Below are 16,960 nucleotides of genomic sequence, written 5' to 3'. Positions count from 1 at the left end.
ATCAAAACTAAATACAATTAAATATGTTGAAGGAATCCAAAGCGCGGTTGTAGGAAAACTAAAAAATATTCTTATTAAAATTGAAGATAAATCGTTAATGGCAAAAATAAGAAAAAAATAAAAATGTTTATTTGAGCGATAGAAAATTGGTACTATCGCCCAAATAAATATTGAAATAATACCAATAATTTCCCAAGTTTTCATCAGTTACAATTTGGAGGACAAGGTAAGGATAATTCTAAAATAAACTGACCATTTTGCACTGTAAACGCTTTTTCTCTCTTTTGAAATAAACAATTATTGCTTTCTCCAAGATTTAACAATTCTACAATTTTACTTTTACTGAAAAGATGAAAAGTATTATTTTCTTCACTATAAGACGAACTTGAGTACAAATGAGTTCTGTTATCTCCCAAAATTATTAATTCCGAATTTTGAATGCAAAACATAACACTATTAGTTGTATTTTGCAGTACATTTTTAAATGCATCAGTTGATAAAATTTTTTCCTCGATAACATTACCAAACTGATTTTCAGCATCTTTCAATGAGAAAATTTTTCCAGCATCTTGTCCAAAATTGAAACTCGAAAGAATTATTAATATTATTAAAGTTTTCATAACTTCTCCTTTTTTTTGTGAGGTGGAGAATCTATTAAAAAATAAACGTTAAGAAATCAGTATTTATACTTAACAATTTTTTTTTAGGAAGGAAGAATTAAGTAAGTATTTATACGTATACATATTTCTCAAAATCCTTGTTGGGAAATTAAAATTTGAAAGAAATGTATAATTATTTAATGAATTTGAAATATTTTATACTATGTAAAATAAAATTATAAGTACGTATTTATACTGATTTTTTCGAAAAAATAAATTCATATTTTTTCACCGTACTTTTTTAACGAAAGTCAATTACCCCCTGTGCCTCCGAAATTATTAGATTATAGGTCATTGAAAGTTTCGGAGGCCTTTTTTTATTCTATAATTAATTCATTTTATAACAATATTTCAAACTAAATATTAAGTAAAAAATTATTTTCAATGCAAATTTTTATTTAAAAAATATTAAAATTTGTATAATTTTGATGTTCATCGTAGCTTTTTTTAGGTCAGGGAATTTTATTTAATAATAAAGAAAAGGTAAACATGTCCCAATCTAACATCTCATCAACCAAATCAGATTCCAAAATACAAATGTGCAGAACAAAACAAATTTGTGAAAATAAACTTATTGTTTGTCTCGAAATTGAAAAATGCTGTAACTTTAGGTATTATTTTGGTGATAGTGTATTTTGTACGGATTCTGCAAAAAGTAATTTTTTAAAGCAGAAAAAGTAAAGTCACTCCTTTTATTTTATAAAAATCTAAATCAATAAAATCATAGAATTTACTATTTGAGAAAATTCGTGATATTCTATTATTCATTTAAGTTTTTCATACATTTCCAAAAATAATTGCTTGATAAAATAATTTAGTTTGGCTAAGTTAGAAATATGTAAACGCTTACATTTATTTATTGAAAAAATAACTGGTATTTATCATGGCAAAATTTGAAACAAAATATGGATTTTTTTCAGATGATGGTTCTGAATATGTAATCAAAAATCCTAAAACTCCAAAACCTTGGGTAAATGTAATTTCTAACGGAAGTTATGGAATTGTTCTTTCTCAAACCGGCGGTGGTTTTAGCTGGAATGAACATTCTGAATTTAACCGAATCACGAGATGGCATCAAGATTTAATTCAAGATAATTGGGGAAAATTTTTCTATTTAAGAAATAATAAAACTGGTGAAATTTGGAGCCCGACTTGGAATCCGGTAAAAGCAGATTTAGATTTTTACAATTGTATTCATGGAATCGGTTACACAAAATTTGTTACGGAATACAAAAAAGTAAAAATTGAGATTTTGGTTTTTATCCCTTTTAATAAAAATTTGGAAATATGGGATTTCAAAATAAAAAACGAAACTGAAGAAGATTTTGATTTATCAATTATTAATTACTTTGAATGGGTTTTGGGCTCATCAAATGATCATCATAGAGAATTCCATAAACAATTTTTGGAAACAGAGTTTAATGAAAATTTCAACGGAATAATTGCGAAAAAGAGAATTTGGGATATTCCCTTGGGCGATAGAGGTCATTGGAATATTGATTATCCGTATTCTGCATTTTTCATTTCTAATAAAAAAGTTTCAGAATTTGAATGTGATAAAGAATCATTTTTGGGCAATTATGGAAATTTAGAAAAACCAAAAGCTGTTGTATCCGGAAAATTATCAAACACTTGCGGGAAATTTTATGATTCGATTGCATCATTGAAAATTGATTTAAACATAAAACCTGGTAATGAAGAAAATGTAAGTTATTATTTAGGACTTGCAGAAAATGAGGAAGATATAGCTGAAATTGTAAATTCATTTTGGGATGAAAACCAAATTAAAAATGCTTTGTCAAATGTGAAAAATAAATGGTCGGAAATTCTTGGTTCATTGGAAATAGAAACTCCTGATGAAGCGATGAATATTTTCGTAAATAAATGGGTAAGATATCAAGCAATTTCCGGAAGACTTTGGGGAAGAACTGCATATTACCAACAAAGCGGGGCATTTGGATTTAGAGATCAACTTCAAGATAGTTTAGTATTTCTGCCAATTGATCCGAAACTTACCGAGAAACAAATCAGACTTCATGCACGTCATCAAATTAGTGACGGAACTGTACTTCATTGGTGGCATCCAATAAGTGAAACGGGTTTGGAAACAAAAATGACAGACGATTTACTTTGGCTTCCTTATATTCTTTCGCATTATATCCAAGAAACAAATGATTTAAAAATTTTAGATCACTTAGAACCTTTTTATGATGATAAGGAAAAAAAATATTCAATTTATGAGCATTGCCTAAAAGCAATTTATAAGGTGCTTTCGAGATTAAGCCCACGCGGATTGACTTTAATTGGTGCCGGTGATTGGAATGATGGATTAAGTGCTGTCGGTTTGGAAATGAAAGGTGAATCGATTTGGCTTACGGAATTTTTATATGATGTAATTCAGAGATTTTTACCTTACACAATTTTCAAAGGTGATTACGAAATTTATGATAAATTCACTGCAGCTAAAGATGAATTAAAAAAATCCTTTAATAAGTATGCTTGGGATGGAGAGTGGTTTTACAGAGGTACAAAAGATTCGGGAGAAAAAATTGGAAGTAAAGAATGCGAAGATGGTAAAATTTATTTAAATCCTCAGTCGTGGTCGGTGATAAGCGATATTGCAGAAAATGATAAAAAAATAAAAGCAATGGAATCAGTTCGCAAACATTTACTTAGGGATAATGGAGCATTACTTTTACAGCCGGCATATTCTAAACCAGATAAATATATTGGTTATCTGTCACGGTATGCTGCGGGAAGAAGAGAAAACGGCGGAGTCTATTCTCATGCTGCAACTTGGTCAATTTGGGCTTATGCATTACTCTATGATTCTGAAACTGCTTATGATATTTTTAAAAAAATGTGTCCAATTTATTCCGGAATGAATCCTGATAAATATGTTGCTGAACCTTATGTAATGCCCGGAAATATCGACGGACCGGATTCACCTAATTATGGAATGGCTGGCTGGACTTGGTACACCGGTTCTGCTTCTTGGTATCAAAAAGTTATTGTTGATTGGATTCTTGGAATAAGGGCTTCAAATGAAGGATTGATTATTGATCCGCATATTCCTAAACATTGGAATGAATTTAAAGTAAAAAGAAATTTCAGAGGTACAAATTATTTTATTACTGTTTTCAATTCTAATAATGTAAATGATGGCGTTAAGAAAATTGAAATCGATGGTAATATTGTAAACACATCTACTATTTTTGTTGAAAGTAAAAAAGAAGTAAAAGTTAATGTTTATTTAGGTTAACAAATAAAATTTCGGAAAAAATTTAAATGCCTAAAATTTTGCTGAACGGAAATTGGGACTATGTTGAAGATGAAAATTCAAAACTAAATTTTGAAAAAGTAAATTCTTTATTTCAATTAAATAAAAACAAATCCATGAAACTCCCTATAAATTGGGAGTTAGCTGGATTACATAATTTTTCGGGAACTGTTTGGTTTAAAAAATCATTCAAATTGAATTTTGATAAACTCAAAAATACCTTATCAGTATTGAAGTTTAACGGTGTTGATTATTTTGCTGATATTTGGTTGAATGGAAATTACTTGGGAAATCATGAAGGATATTTCCAATCTTTTGATTTTAATATCACCGATAAACTTAAATTTAACGATACAAATATTTTAATCGTAAAAGTAGATTCACCCAAAGAAAAACCCGGTGAAGTTTGGCCTCTCAAAAAACAATTAATAAAGGGTATTTTTAATCATCATGATTGCAGACCCGGAGCTTGGAGTTTGGAATTTGGACAAGACCAAAACACGGGCGGAATTTGGAACGATGTAGAACTATTCATTAATGAAAAAATATTTATTGTGAATACAAAGATAACAACCAATCTTTGTGAAAATTTATCATGCGCAAAAATAAATGTTGAGATTTTTTATAAGTCCAATTTAATTCATCCATTTAAAACTGAAATAACATTTAATGCAATTGATTCAAAGAATAACAAAACTGAATTTTCTCAAGAATTTTTAGTTTATCCAAACACTTCAAGTATAAATTTATTTTTTGAAATTAAAAATCCTTTGCTTTGGTGGAGTTGGGATTTGGACAAGCCGGAATTGTATGATCTCAACATCAACATAAAAAAAATTATTAATTATTCGAAAAAATTTGCAATTAGAAAAGTTTACATTGATTCCGAAAATAGATTCTATATAAATAATAAAGAATTATTCTTACGCGGAACAAATATAATTCCCACACAATTTTTAAGTGAATTATCTGAAGAAAGAATTAAAAAAATTGTTTCATTAATCAAAGAAGCAAATATTAATATTGTTAGAATTCATGCTCATGTTAATAGGAAAGAATTTTATGAAGAATTTGACAAAATTGGAATTTTACTTTGGCAAGATTTTGCACTTCAATGGACATACGATGAATCAGAAAAATTTGCAGCAAATGCAGTAAATCAAATTAAAGATATGGTTAATCAGTTTTATAATCATCCTTCAATTGCATTTTGGTGCTGCCACAATGAACCTGGAAATCAAATCAATACTTTAGATAAATTTTTATTTGACGCAGTGCAAAGTCAAGATCAGTCACGCATAATCAGAAAAGCTTCAAACTATGAAGAACATCCCTACGATGGCTGGTATTGGGGAAACAAAGAACATTTCATTTCAGCACCAATGGGTCCATTAGTTACGGAGTTTGGTGCGCAAGGTTTACCGAATAAAAAATCTCTTGAAAAATTTATTCCAGTTGATAAATTATTTCCACCGGATTTTGATCATTGGAAATATCATGATTTTCAGCCAGATACAACTTTTAATATTGCCAAAATTCAAATGGGAAATTCTATTGATGATTTTGTTGAAAATTCTCAAAATTATCAAGCTGATCTTTTGCAAACAGCAATTCATTTTTACCGAAGAAAAAAGGGAAGTGGTATAACCGGAATTTTTCAATTTATGTTTATTGATTGTTGGCCTTCAATTACTTGGTCGGTAGTTGATTATTATCTCGAAAAGAAAAAAGGGTTTTCAATAGTTAAAGAATGTTATGAACCAATTTTGCTTTCAGTAAATTTACGTCAAGATCAATATTTCACGGAATCAAAAATCAATTTTGATTTTTATATTATCAATGATACGTATGATGAAATTAAAAATTCATCTGTTGAAATTTTTGTTGATAATAAAAAATGCGGAAATGTAACCGATTTGCATATTAGACAAAATTCAACAATGTTCAAAAATTTTGAAAGTATGGAAATTAAACTTCCCAATTGGGTTAATGTGGGAAAACACGAAATTACATTTAAGTTAAAAATTAAAAATAAAATAGTTTCACAGAATCATTTTCTGATTAATGTTATAAAAATTTAGATGCGTAAGTGTATATTTAAATCTGTTTTCATAAGGAAAAAATGATGAAGATTTTGAGTATAATATTTTTAACTTGGTTATTTTTTACAAATTTACAATTCGCACAAGATACAATTCCTCCGGCAATTCCAAATAATTTTAGAGCCTATTCATATGAATTTCATGGAGATTTATATTGGGATATTGATGAAAATTCCGATGTGAAAAACTTTATTATTTATAAATGGAATGGATCAGTTTTTACATTTTTGGAAATGCTTCCAAATAATGTTAATAATAAAATGATATGGTTAGGAGAATTAGGAAAAAGTGAAAAATATAAAATTCAAGCAATTGATAATTCTGGGAAAACTTCAGAATTAAGTTCAGAAGTTGAAATTCTAACTTCAGAAATGAGCGATGAAGAATTTATGGATATGGTTCAGCGTGCAACATTTAGATATTTCTGGGATTGGGGCGATCCGGTTTCCGGAGTTGCGCGTGAACGATGGCATCCCGATGAAAATGATAAAACAAATACAATTGGCGGTGGTGGTTTTGGTGTAATGGCAATTTTGGTCGGTATTGAAAGAGGCTTTATCTCAAGAGAACAAGGTGCAGAAAGAATATTGAAAATTGCAGATTTTATGCAAAATAAAATGGATAAATTCCATGGTGCATTTCCACATTGGTTCAACGGTACCACCGGCAAAGTTATTAATTTTGGAGTTCAGAACGGCGGCGATATTGTTGAAACCGGGTTTATGGTTCAAGGACTTTTATGTGCACGCCAGTATTTTGAACAAACAGATTCAACTGAAGTGCAAATAAGAAATTTAATAACCCAACTTTGGGAAAATGTTGATTGGGATTTTTATAGAAATAGCTCAACCGGATTATATTGGAACTGGTCTCCAACTTTAGGATTTAATTTTAATGATACTTTTATTTTCCATGGCTGGAACGAAACATTGATGCCGTATTTATTGGCTTTGGCTTCTCCTACTCATCCAATTGCACAACAATATTATGCTTCGGGCTGGGGAAATAATGGAAATATAAAATATACCGGTTCTCCCAAATATGAAATTACGCTTTCGGTTGGTAGTGGTTATGGCGGACCTTTATTCTTTACACACTATTCTTTTATAGGATTTGATCCGAGAGTTAAAAGAGATTTATATGCAAATTATTTCGGACAAAATATAAATCAAACTATGTTAAACCTAAATTATTGCATTGATAATCCCAAAAACCATACTGGATATAGTGAAGAATGCTGGGGTTTAACAGCAAGTTATTCTATTCCGGGAATTGGGTACACTGCACATGAACCAAATAATGATAACGGAACAATAGCGCCGACAGCTGCACTTTCTTCAATGCCTTACACTCCATATGCATCAACGCAAGCAATGAAATATTTTTATCGAAATCTTAAAAATAAATTATGGGGAAAGTACGGATTTAAAGATGCTTTCAATTTAACATATTCTTCAAACGGAGTAAAAGGTGAGTGGTTCAGCGATGGATATTTGGCAATTGATCAAGGTCCGATAATTTGCATGATTGAAAATTATAGATCTCAATTATTATGGAATTTATTTATGAATGATCCGGATATAAAAAGATTATTTAAATCTTATCCGCCATTTTTTGATTCAGAAACTCCAACTGATATTGAGGAACAAAATGAAATTCCAAACAAATTTAGTTTAGAACAAAATTATCCGAATCCGTTTAATCCAACAACCACAATAAAATATAATATTCCCTCAAATGTGAAAAATAAAACCTTGCCTACCGGCAGGCAGGAGTCAAATGTGAAAATATATTTGTATGATATTCTAGGAAAAGAAATCGCAACTTTAGTTAACGAAAACCAAAATCCTGGAAATTATAAAATAGAATTTAGAGCAGAGAATTTATCAAGCGGAATTTATTATTATACTTTAATTACTGGAAATTTTATTGAAACAAAGAAAATGATTTTATTAAAATAATATTTTATAGATAAAAAATGGAATTGAAACAACACCACAAAACTGCACCGGAAGATAGGTTGCCGTTTATACAGAAGTTTGGCTATGGTATGGGTGCATTAGTAACTATTGTAGCTGTTAATTCATTGATGAATCTGACAAGTCTTGTTTATATCGATATGCTGAAAATGGCTCCCTTTTTATTCGGAATTGCTGCAGCTATTCCGCGTGTATGGGATTTCGTTTCAGACCCAATTGCTGGAATGCTTTCAGATAATACTCGATCTCGATTTGGTCGCCGCATTCCTTATATTCTTTTAGGAGGAATTCTTGTTGGTGTTACTTTTGCTGCGGTTTTCTGGGTACCAAATGCAGAAGAATATTTAGTTCAAACAAAAACTATTACCTCTTTTAATACTTTTAATAACAATAATATACAAGTTGATTATAAACTGATTGATAATAATATAATATTAAGTGATGTTCCAGAGCTTAAACTAGTTGAAATAACAAATGAGAAGAAAAATTTAGAAAGTGAAACTTCAGAAATAACCTTATTTAATGTTAAGGAAAAAGAAGTAAAAACTTTTGCGTGGTTTGAAATTGCCAAAGAAGATGGCCAATATGTTCAGGCACATGTTAAATTGGATTCGGGGAATATTTTAATTTCTTCGCCTAAAATAACTTCTCCACAAATGGTTCAATTAGCATGGAGTATGACACCGCCAACAAGTGAAGGACGTGGTAAAAATGATGTATTTGTTTATCTATTAGTAATGTCACTCCTTTTCTATACCGCAACAACAATATATTCAGTTCCTCATGGAGCGCTGGGATTTGAAATGACTCCGGATTATCATGAGAGAACAAGAGTTTTTGCATATGCCAGTTTTATTGGTAATGTGGGAGCTATCTCTTCACCATGGTTATATGCATTAGCACGTTTGGAAGTATTTGGAAACCCAATAATTGGTATTCGTGTTGTATGTGCAGTTATGGGTTTAATATTAATTATTTCAGCAGTAATTTGTGCTGTTACTTGTAAAGAAAGAAATTTTCATAAAACTAAGAAACAAGAACAAGTTGGACTTATTCAGAGTTTTAAAGTTACTCTTAAAAATAAGACTTTTATTAAACTGGTAATCTCTTTTGTATTTGTCATAGTTGGTTTCCAGTTCGTAATGGGCTTTAGCAATTTTATTATGATATATTATGTATATCTTGGAGATAAAGATGCTGCTTCTGTTCTGATGGGTTGGAATGGAACTATTTGGGCACTAACAGGTTTAGTAGGTGTTTTACCAATGTCTTGGATATCGACCAAAATTGGAAAAAAGCAAACAGTAATGTTTTCATTTTCTTTATTGGCAATAGGACAATTATCAAAAATAGTTTGTTACAGTCAGACGTATCCATGGTTATCTGTAATCCCAACTATACTCCTTTCTTGGGGAATGGTAATGTGTTTTTCATTGGTAAATTCTATGAACGCGGATATTTGTGATGAGGATGAATTAAATACCGGTATAAGAAGGGAAGGTAGCTATTATGCAGTTTATGGTTGGTGGTGGAAAGCTTCTGTTTCCATAGCTTATATTATAAGCGGTTATCTGTTAGAATTAACTGGATACAATGCCGATCTGACTCAACAGATGGATTCAACTTTATTCTGGTTGCGTTTTTGGGAAATTGGTCTTCCAACAGTATTGGTTATAATTGCAGTGTTAACAATTTCACGTTATTCTTTAACTGAAAATCGTGTTTATGAAATCAAAGAAATACTAAAAAGCAGATCAGCAACTAATGATGCAGAAGTGATTGAATAACACTTATTACTTGATATTATTAAAATGAAAAACATAAATATAGAAACAATTGCAAAAGAAGCTGGGGTTTCAACTGCTACAGTTTCAAGAGCATTAAGCGGTAGTTTATCTATAAAAGATTCAACAAAAGAAAATATTCTTAAAATCGCAAATAAATTTGAGTATAGACCAAGTCATTTTGCAAGAAGTTTATCAACTAAAAAAACAGATACAATTGGGTTAATTCTTCCTGGGTTAGACGGTGATTTTTTTATGAGCGTAATTCACAATATTGATGATGAAGTTCATAAAGCAAATAAATATTTAATGGTTTCAAGCACAAATAGTCAGCGAGACGAAATTGATACGGTAATTGAATTTATGGCAACCGGAAGAGTGGATGGAATTCTATTAATGGCACCAAAATTAAATAAGAGAATTGAGTTAATCTCAAAGAAAAAACAGACACCAATTGTTTTTTTGAATTCCAGTAAATCAATAAATAATATTGTGAATTTTACAGTAGATAATTTCAACGGTGCAAAATCTGTTGTTGAACACTTGATTTCTCATGGTTATAAAAAAATTGCTATGATTAAAGGTCCAAAGGGAAACTGTGAAGCTGAAGAAAGGTTTAGAGGATTCCAAAAAGCGTTGGAAGAAAATGAATTAATATTAAATAATAATTTTATTTATGATGGAGATTTTACAATAGATTCCGGTTATCAAGGATTTCTGAATTTGGTAAATCAAAAAAATAAACCGGATGCAATTTTTGCTGCAAATGATATGACAGCCGTTGGAATATATCAAGGTGCAAAATCTTTAAAACTAAATATTCCTAATGATTTGGCTGTTGCCGGATTCGATAATATTTATATATCGCAAATAATTTCTCCAATTCTAACAACTGTAAAAGTTCCAATCGGACTTTTAGCAAGTAACGCAGTACAGTATTTATTAAAAATGATTAATAAGGAAGTTGATCAAAATTTACCTCTACTACATAATCTTGGAACAAGCTTGATTATTGGTGAATCATGCGGATGTAAAATTTAATTCAATAATTTTAATAAAATGAAATGAGGACTATGAAATATCTAATTTTATTTTTAACAGTAATAACTTTTATTAGTTGCAACGGCAATGTAAAAGTTATTGGTAACAAAAAATTTGTTTCTAAAGAAGAACAAGAAAAATTTTTAGATACTTTACAGTATTATTCATTCAAATATTTTATAAATGAAGTCAATCCGGAAAATGGGCTTGTTAAGGATAGATCAACAAAGGATTCACCTTCTAGTATTGCTGCTGTGGGATTTGCATTACCGGTTTGGGCAATCGGTGTTGAAAAGAATTGGATTCCGCGTGAACAAGCGGTTGACTTAACATATAATCTTCTAAAATTTTTGTTAAATTCTGAACAAAGCATGGAACCTGATGCAACTGGGTTTAATGGATTTTATTATCATTTTTTAGATATGCAAGCCGGAAAGAGAGTTGGCAAATGCGAACTTTCATCAATTGATTCAGCTTGGTTATTAGCAGGAATTAGATTTGCAAGAATGTATTATGATAAGGAAAATGAAAAAGAAAATTTTATTCGTAAAACTGCGGATTCTCTTACGTTTAGAATGAATTGGGATTGGTGGACAAAACCTGAATCTGAAGAATTTTTTGGCGGCGCAATTACAATGGGTTGGCATCCTGAATTAGGATTTGGAAATATGAGCTGGACCGGTTTTAATGAAGGGCATTATTTATATATTTTGGCTGCTGGCAGCGGATATAAAAATTATAAATCGGCTTATAATTATTGGCTTAAACCATATAATTGGTATGCACCTTACCCGGGTTTAGATCATGCTTGTTTTCCAGCATTGTTTGCTTTTCAATGGTCCAATTGTTTTGTTGATTACAGAAATATTTATGACGAATACATGCTTGAAAAAGGAATTGATTACTTTGAAAATTCTCGAAGAGCAACACTATCTCAGCAAAAATATGCAATTGAAAATCCAAAAGGCTGGAAAGGATATGATTCTTTAACTTGGGGCTTAACTGCTTGTGATGGACCAGCTGATGAAATTCCGAATTTAGATAGAAGTATTTATAAAGGATATGGAGAACGAGGACCAAGTTATCCTTTTAGAGGTTCTTTAGATGATGGAACAATTGCACCAACTGCTGCTATATCGTCAATTCCTTTTGCTCCAGAAATCGTAATTCCAACAATAATGAATTTTAAAGAAAAATACGGTTCACAAGGATTATGGGATAAATACGGATTTAAAGATGCTTTTAATCCAACTTTAAATTGGATTGATAATGACTATTTAGGAATCGATCAAGGACCAATTGTTATTATGATAGAAAACTATAAAACCGGATTTGTTTGGGAATATTGTATGAAAGATCCGGTTATACAAATCGGATTAAAAAATTTGGGATTTGTTAAGAAAAATAATTAGGGAAGAGCATCTTAGAAAATCAAATTAACTGAGCCATAAGGAAATAAAAAAGTATTTATTTTATTTTGAAGCATTAATATTTAGTGAAGAATTGTAATATAAAAAGAGCTGAAAATTGGACCCGAAGTTGAATTCAAAATAAATACATCAAAAATTTGCTATTTTGATGCAGAAGGTAACTCAATTTTAGAAATTTATTAGTGAGAGATACATGAAAAATTTTCTTTTAATTTTAATCACAACTATTTTTATGACAAACTCAAATTATGCTCAAAATTATCAACCAACACCAAATGACACACTTAATTCAATAAAAGTTCATTCAGATGGAAAAGTAACATTAAGCATTTATGCTCCCGAAGCAAAAAATGTCTCAGTTGGAGGTGGAGATATCCCAAATATTTATCAGAATGGTAAAATGATTAGGGAAGATAATGGAGTGTGGTCAATTACAGTTGGACCGGTTACACCCGGAGCATACAGATACAATTTTAATGTTGATGGCATTTCAATTGTTGATCCCAAAAGAACAGAAATTAGTGAATCCAATATGAATAATTGGAGTCTGTTCTATGTGAGCGGGAAAGAATTTATGGATAATAAAAATATCCCTCACGGAGCAATTTCTGAGATATGTTATTATTCAGAATCGTTAAATAAAAATAGAAGAATGCACATTTATACTCCTCCTGGATACCAAAATAGTAATGAAAGTTATCCGGTATTTTATTTATTGCACGGAGCATATGATAGCGATGATGCTTGGTCAACAGTAGGAAGAGCCGGTTTCATTATCGATAATTTACTTGCTGAAAATAAAATTAAACCGATGATAATTGTAATGCCGGCTGGACATACAAAACCATTTCAATTTGGAATGCTTCGCCCAACAAAAGATGAATTTATTGAAGATTTTTTATCAGAAATTAAACCTTTCGTTGAAAATAATTATAGAATTTTAAATGATAAATCTCACACTGCTATTGCTGGATTATCAATGGGTGGGGGTCATACCTTAAATATCGCAATTTCAAACTTACAAGATTATGGATATATTGGAGTTTTTAGTTCTGGGATTTTTGGAATAAATGATGGAGAATCTTTTTTAGCTAATATGGGTAAACAGTGGGAAAATAATAATTTAGAAGTTTTAAACAATGTTGATTTGAAAAAAGATCTAAAACTATTTTGGTTTGCCACCGGAAAAGATGATTTTCTTTTAGAAACAACGAGAAGTACAGTTAATTTATTAAAGAAACATGATTTTAATATTATTTATAAAGAGACAGATGGGGGTCACACCTGGGAAAATTGGCGAGATTATCTTTTCGAATTTTCGCAATTACTGTTTAAATAATTTAAATAAAGTATCCTAATATATTGTAAAATAATAAAATACGGTAGTTAGATAAAGTTAAATCATTATTAAGTAGAATTCAACTAATTTTTGAACTTTAATTTTGGGTAAAATTTTTTATTCAAAATATCGTAAGTTTTTACACTTCACAGAAACTTCAAATATTTTTTCCTAATTCAAATTGTTTATAATTATAAAATTGTATATTTTAACTGGACTGAAATGTCTTTATTATCCAAAAATTTATTCAAAAATTCTAAACAATAAATAAATCATTCACTTACAAATAAGGTGAATTTATGAAAAAATACTTATATCTTTTGCTTACTCCGGAAGCTTTAATTGGCTCCATGCTCCCACCGGAAGAGTTCGGAAATTATCTTGCAGTAGGTACAAAAAAAAGGAGCAGAGGACAAGCAATATTTTTTGAAGTCGATCCAACTCTAATGGATGGAAAATTTCCACGAGAAAGATGGGAAAATGAATGTATCCCGCATCAAGATGGAACTCCTAAAAGATCGCTTTATTTATCTATTTACAGAGTTCTTGAAAATGTTCCTTTGAATGCTTTAATGGATTTATATCTTGCAACGGATGACGGAAGAGTTTTAGGATTATGTAAAAGTAATTATGTTCCATCTCCGGAAGATGATGGATTGCATCTTTATCAGCAGCTTTGTCCGGTAACACCAAGAATCGCAAGTAAATACAATCCTGTTGATTTTATGAAAGTAATAACGGACACAACCAGACCGGTTTCTGTGCCAAAATTAATATTTGTGGAATTAATATTGAATAATTTGGCAACAGATCCTAGAAATGCAGCAATTGGTAATTTACCTTATTCTAATATTGATCATTTAAGAGATTGTTTAATTGGTTTACAAAAAAATCCGGAAAAACCAACTAAAACTGTGATAAGATTTTTCCAAAGTGATTTATTATATAGAACATGTAAAAATGGATTTTTTGTCGGCAGCAAAGATGAATTTCTATATTATCATTTCCCAAATTTGGAAGAATTGGAAGATAAGCAACATGCTTGGCTGCGTTCGGCATTAACAATTGGTTTTAGAAGTACAATTTAAATAAACATGTGTTTTGATTTTTATTGGAGATAATTATGCAAGATTTTCTTTTCTGGTTAGTACCTTTAGGCTCTATTGTGGCATTAATTTTTGCCCGAATATTTTTCAAACAAATGATGAAAGAAGATGAAGGTACCGATAAAATGAAAGAAATTGCGCTTTATGTTAGAAAAGGCGCAATGACTTATTTGAAACAGCAATACAAAGTTGTTGGAATTTTTTTCATTATTATAACTGTTTTATTTGCATTTTTAGCATATGTTCTACAGCTGCAAAATCCTTGGGTACCTTTCGCTTTTATAACCGGCGGATTTTTCTCCGGTTTAGCTGGTTTCTTCGGAATGAAAACAGCAACTTATGCTGCAGCAAGAACAGCTAATGCAGCTCGCACTTCTTTAAATCACGGGTTAGTTATTGCTTTTAGAAGCGGTGCTGTTATGGGTTTAGTTGTTGTTGGCTTAGGACTATTAGATATTTCGATATGGTTTTTAGTATTGAAATATTTTTATCCGATAACTCAGGGAGACGGACATAGTTTAATTGTAATAACAACAACTATGTTAACTTTTGGAATGGGTGCATCAACACAAGCATTGTTTGCAAGAGTTGGTGGTGGAATTTATACAAAAGCTGCAGATGTAGGCGCTGATTTAGTTGGAAAAGTTGAAGCTGGAATTCCGGAGGATGATCCTAGAAATCCGGCAACTATTGCTGATAATGTTGGTGATAACGTAGGTGATGTTGCGGGAATGGGTGCGGATTTATATGAATCTTATTGCGGTTCAATTTTGGCAACAGCTGCTTTAGGTGCTTCTGCATTTTATACAAATACAGATTTACAATATAAAGCTGTAATAGCCCCAATGCTTATAGCTGCAATTGGAATTGTTTTATCTTTAATTGGAATTTATTTTGTTAGAACAAAAGAAGGCGCTACTCAAAAAGAATTATTAAATTCTTTATCCAAGGGAATGAATTTAAGTTCGCTATTAATAGTTATTTTTTCTTTTATAATTTTGAATTTACTTCAACTTGATAACGCAATTGGAATTTGGGGCTCAATAGTTGTTGGTTTAATTACCGGAATTGTAATAGGAAAAGCAACCGAATATTACACTTCACAATCATATGCACCAACTCAATCAATTGCAGAAAGCGCAAAAACTGGACCAGCAACAGTAATAATTTCCGGTTTAGGTGTTGGCATGATGTCAACAGCAATCCCAGTTTTGGCTGTTGTTGTTGGTATTGTTTTGTCTTTCTTATTTGCATCAGGATTCACTTTTGAAAATATGGGAATGGGATTATATGGTATTGGTATTGCTGCAGTTGGAATGCTTTCAACCTTGGGAATTACTTTAGCAACTGACGCTTATGGTCCAATTGCAGATAACGCTGGCGGAAATGCAGAAATGAGCGGACTAGGTAAAGAAGTTAGACAAAGAACCGATGCATTGGATTCCTTAGGAAATACAACTGCTGCAACCGGAAAAGGATTTGCAATTGGTTCTGCAGCATTAACAGCATTAGCACTTTTAGCCTCTTATATTGAAGAAATTAAAATTGGATTAATCAGAATCGGTCAAGAAACACTTGATTTAGGAAATGGAGTATTGGTTTCAACTACAACGGCAACATTACAAGATTTTATGAATTTTTATGAAGTTAACTTGATGAATCCGAAAGTTTTAATTGGAATTTTTATTGGATCAATGATGGCATTTATATTTTGCGGTTTGGCAATTAATGCTGTTGGACGTGCTGCACAAAAAATGGTTGATGAAGTTAGAAGACAATTCAAAGAATTGCCGGGAATTTTGGAAGGTAAAACAATACCGGATTATGCAAAATGCGTAGAAATTTCTACAAAAGGTGCACAGAAAGAAATGCTTGTTCCTTCACTCCTTGCAATTTTTGCTCCAATTGCAACCGGAATTATTTTTGGTGTTTCCGGAGTTATGGGATTATTAGTTGGCGGACTGGGAACAGGTTTTGTTCTTGCTGTTTTTATGGCTAATGCTGGCGGTGCTTGGGATAATGCTAAAAAGTATATTGAAGAAGGCAATGTAGGTGGAAAGGGTTCGGCAGCTCATAAAGCTACTGTTATTGGTGATACGGTTGGTGATCCTTTTAAAGATACAGCTGGACCAAGTTTGAATATTTTAATCAAATTAATGAGTATGGTTGCAATTGTTATGTCTGGTTTAACAGTTGCTTTCAGTATTTTTTAGAGTAAATTTAATTTTGTTTTACAAGAC

Annotated in this window: 10 protein-coding genes; 9 read left to right on the top strand and 1 reads right to left on the bottom strand. The window is 30.9% G+C overall.

Features of this window, described 5'->3' with window-relative positions:
* Positions 1-203: 203 nt before the first annotated feature.
* Positions 204-620, bottom strand: coding sequence for a hypothetical protein (locus tag IPM32_16780; protein MBK8946906.1), 417 nt, complete (start codon positions 618-620; stop codon positions 204-206).
* 922 nt (positions 621-1,542) lie between these two features.
* Here IPM32_16780 and IPM32_16775 point away from each other — a divergent pair.
* The 9 genes from IPM32_16775 to IPM32_16735 all read left to right on the top strand — a co-directional run bounded on the left by IPM32_16775 (position 1,543) and on the right by IPM32_16735 (position 16,933).
* On the top strand, positions 1,543-3,921 hold the full coding sequence (locus tag IPM32_16775; protein ID MBK8946905.1) for a glycosyl transferase family 36: 2,379 nt from the start codon (positions 1,543-1,545) through the stop codon (positions 3,919-3,921).
* A gap of 26 nt (positions 3,922-3,947) precedes the next feature.
* Complete coding sequence (locus IPM32_16770) at positions 3,948-6,020, top strand: beta galactosidase jelly roll domain-containing protein (protein MBK8946904.1); 2,073 nt, start codon at positions 3,948-3,950, stop codon at positions 6,018-6,020.
* Positions 6,021-6,061: 41 nt separating this feature from the next.
* Complete coding sequence (locus tag IPM32_16765) at positions 6,062-8,002, top strand: T9SS type A sorting domain-containing protein (GenBank protein MBK8946903.1); 1,941 nt, start codon at positions 6,062-6,064, stop codon at positions 8,000-8,002.
* 17 nt (positions 8,003-8,019) lie between these two features.
* Positions 8,020-9,807 carry an MFS transporter gene (locus IPM32_16760; GenBank protein ID MBK8946902.1) on the top strand — a complete coding sequence of 596 codons (1,788 nt, stop codon included), beginning with the start codon at positions 8,020-8,022 and terminating at the stop codon, positions 9,805-9,807.
* A gap of 24 nt (positions 9,808-9,831) precedes the next feature.
* On the top strand, positions 9,832-10,845 hold the full coding sequence (locus IPM32_16755) for a LacI family DNA-binding transcriptional regulator (GenBank protein ID MBK8946901.1): 1,014 nt from the start codon (positions 9,832-9,834) through the stop codon (positions 10,843-10,845).
* Between the two features lie 32 nt (positions 10,846-10,877).
* Entirely contained in the window at positions 10,878-12,257 is a 1,380-nt protein-coding gene (locus tag IPM32_16750) for a Tat pathway signal protein (GenBank protein ID MBK8946900.1), read from the top strand.
* A gap of 211 nt (positions 12,258-12,468) precedes the next feature.
* Positions 12,469-13,614, top strand: a complete 1,146-nt coding sequence (locus tag IPM32_16745) for an esterase (GenBank protein ID MBK8946899.1) — start codon at positions 12,469-12,471, stop codon at positions 13,612-13,614.
* A 299-nt stretch (positions 13,615-13,913) separates the two neighbouring features.
* Positions 13,914-14,702, top strand: coding sequence for a hypothetical protein (locus tag IPM32_16740; protein ID MBK8946898.1), 789 nt, complete (start codon positions 13,914-13,916; stop codon positions 14,700-14,702).
* Between the two features lie 35 nt (positions 14,703-14,737).
* A complete protein-coding gene (locus IPM32_16735) occupies positions 14,738-16,933 on the top strand; it encodes a sodium-translocating pyrophosphatase (protein MBK8946897.1) in 2,196 nt (731 codons plus the stop codon).
* The last annotated feature ends 27 nt before the right edge of the window (positions 16,934-16,960 follow it).

This window comes from Ignavibacteriota bacterium (assembly GCA_016716225.1).
Classification (GTDB): Bacteria; Bacteroidota; Ignavibacteria; order Ignavibacteriales; family Melioribacteraceae.
Note: the sequence above shows the minus strand (reverse complement) of the source record. Positions and strands in the feature narration are given on the sequence as shown.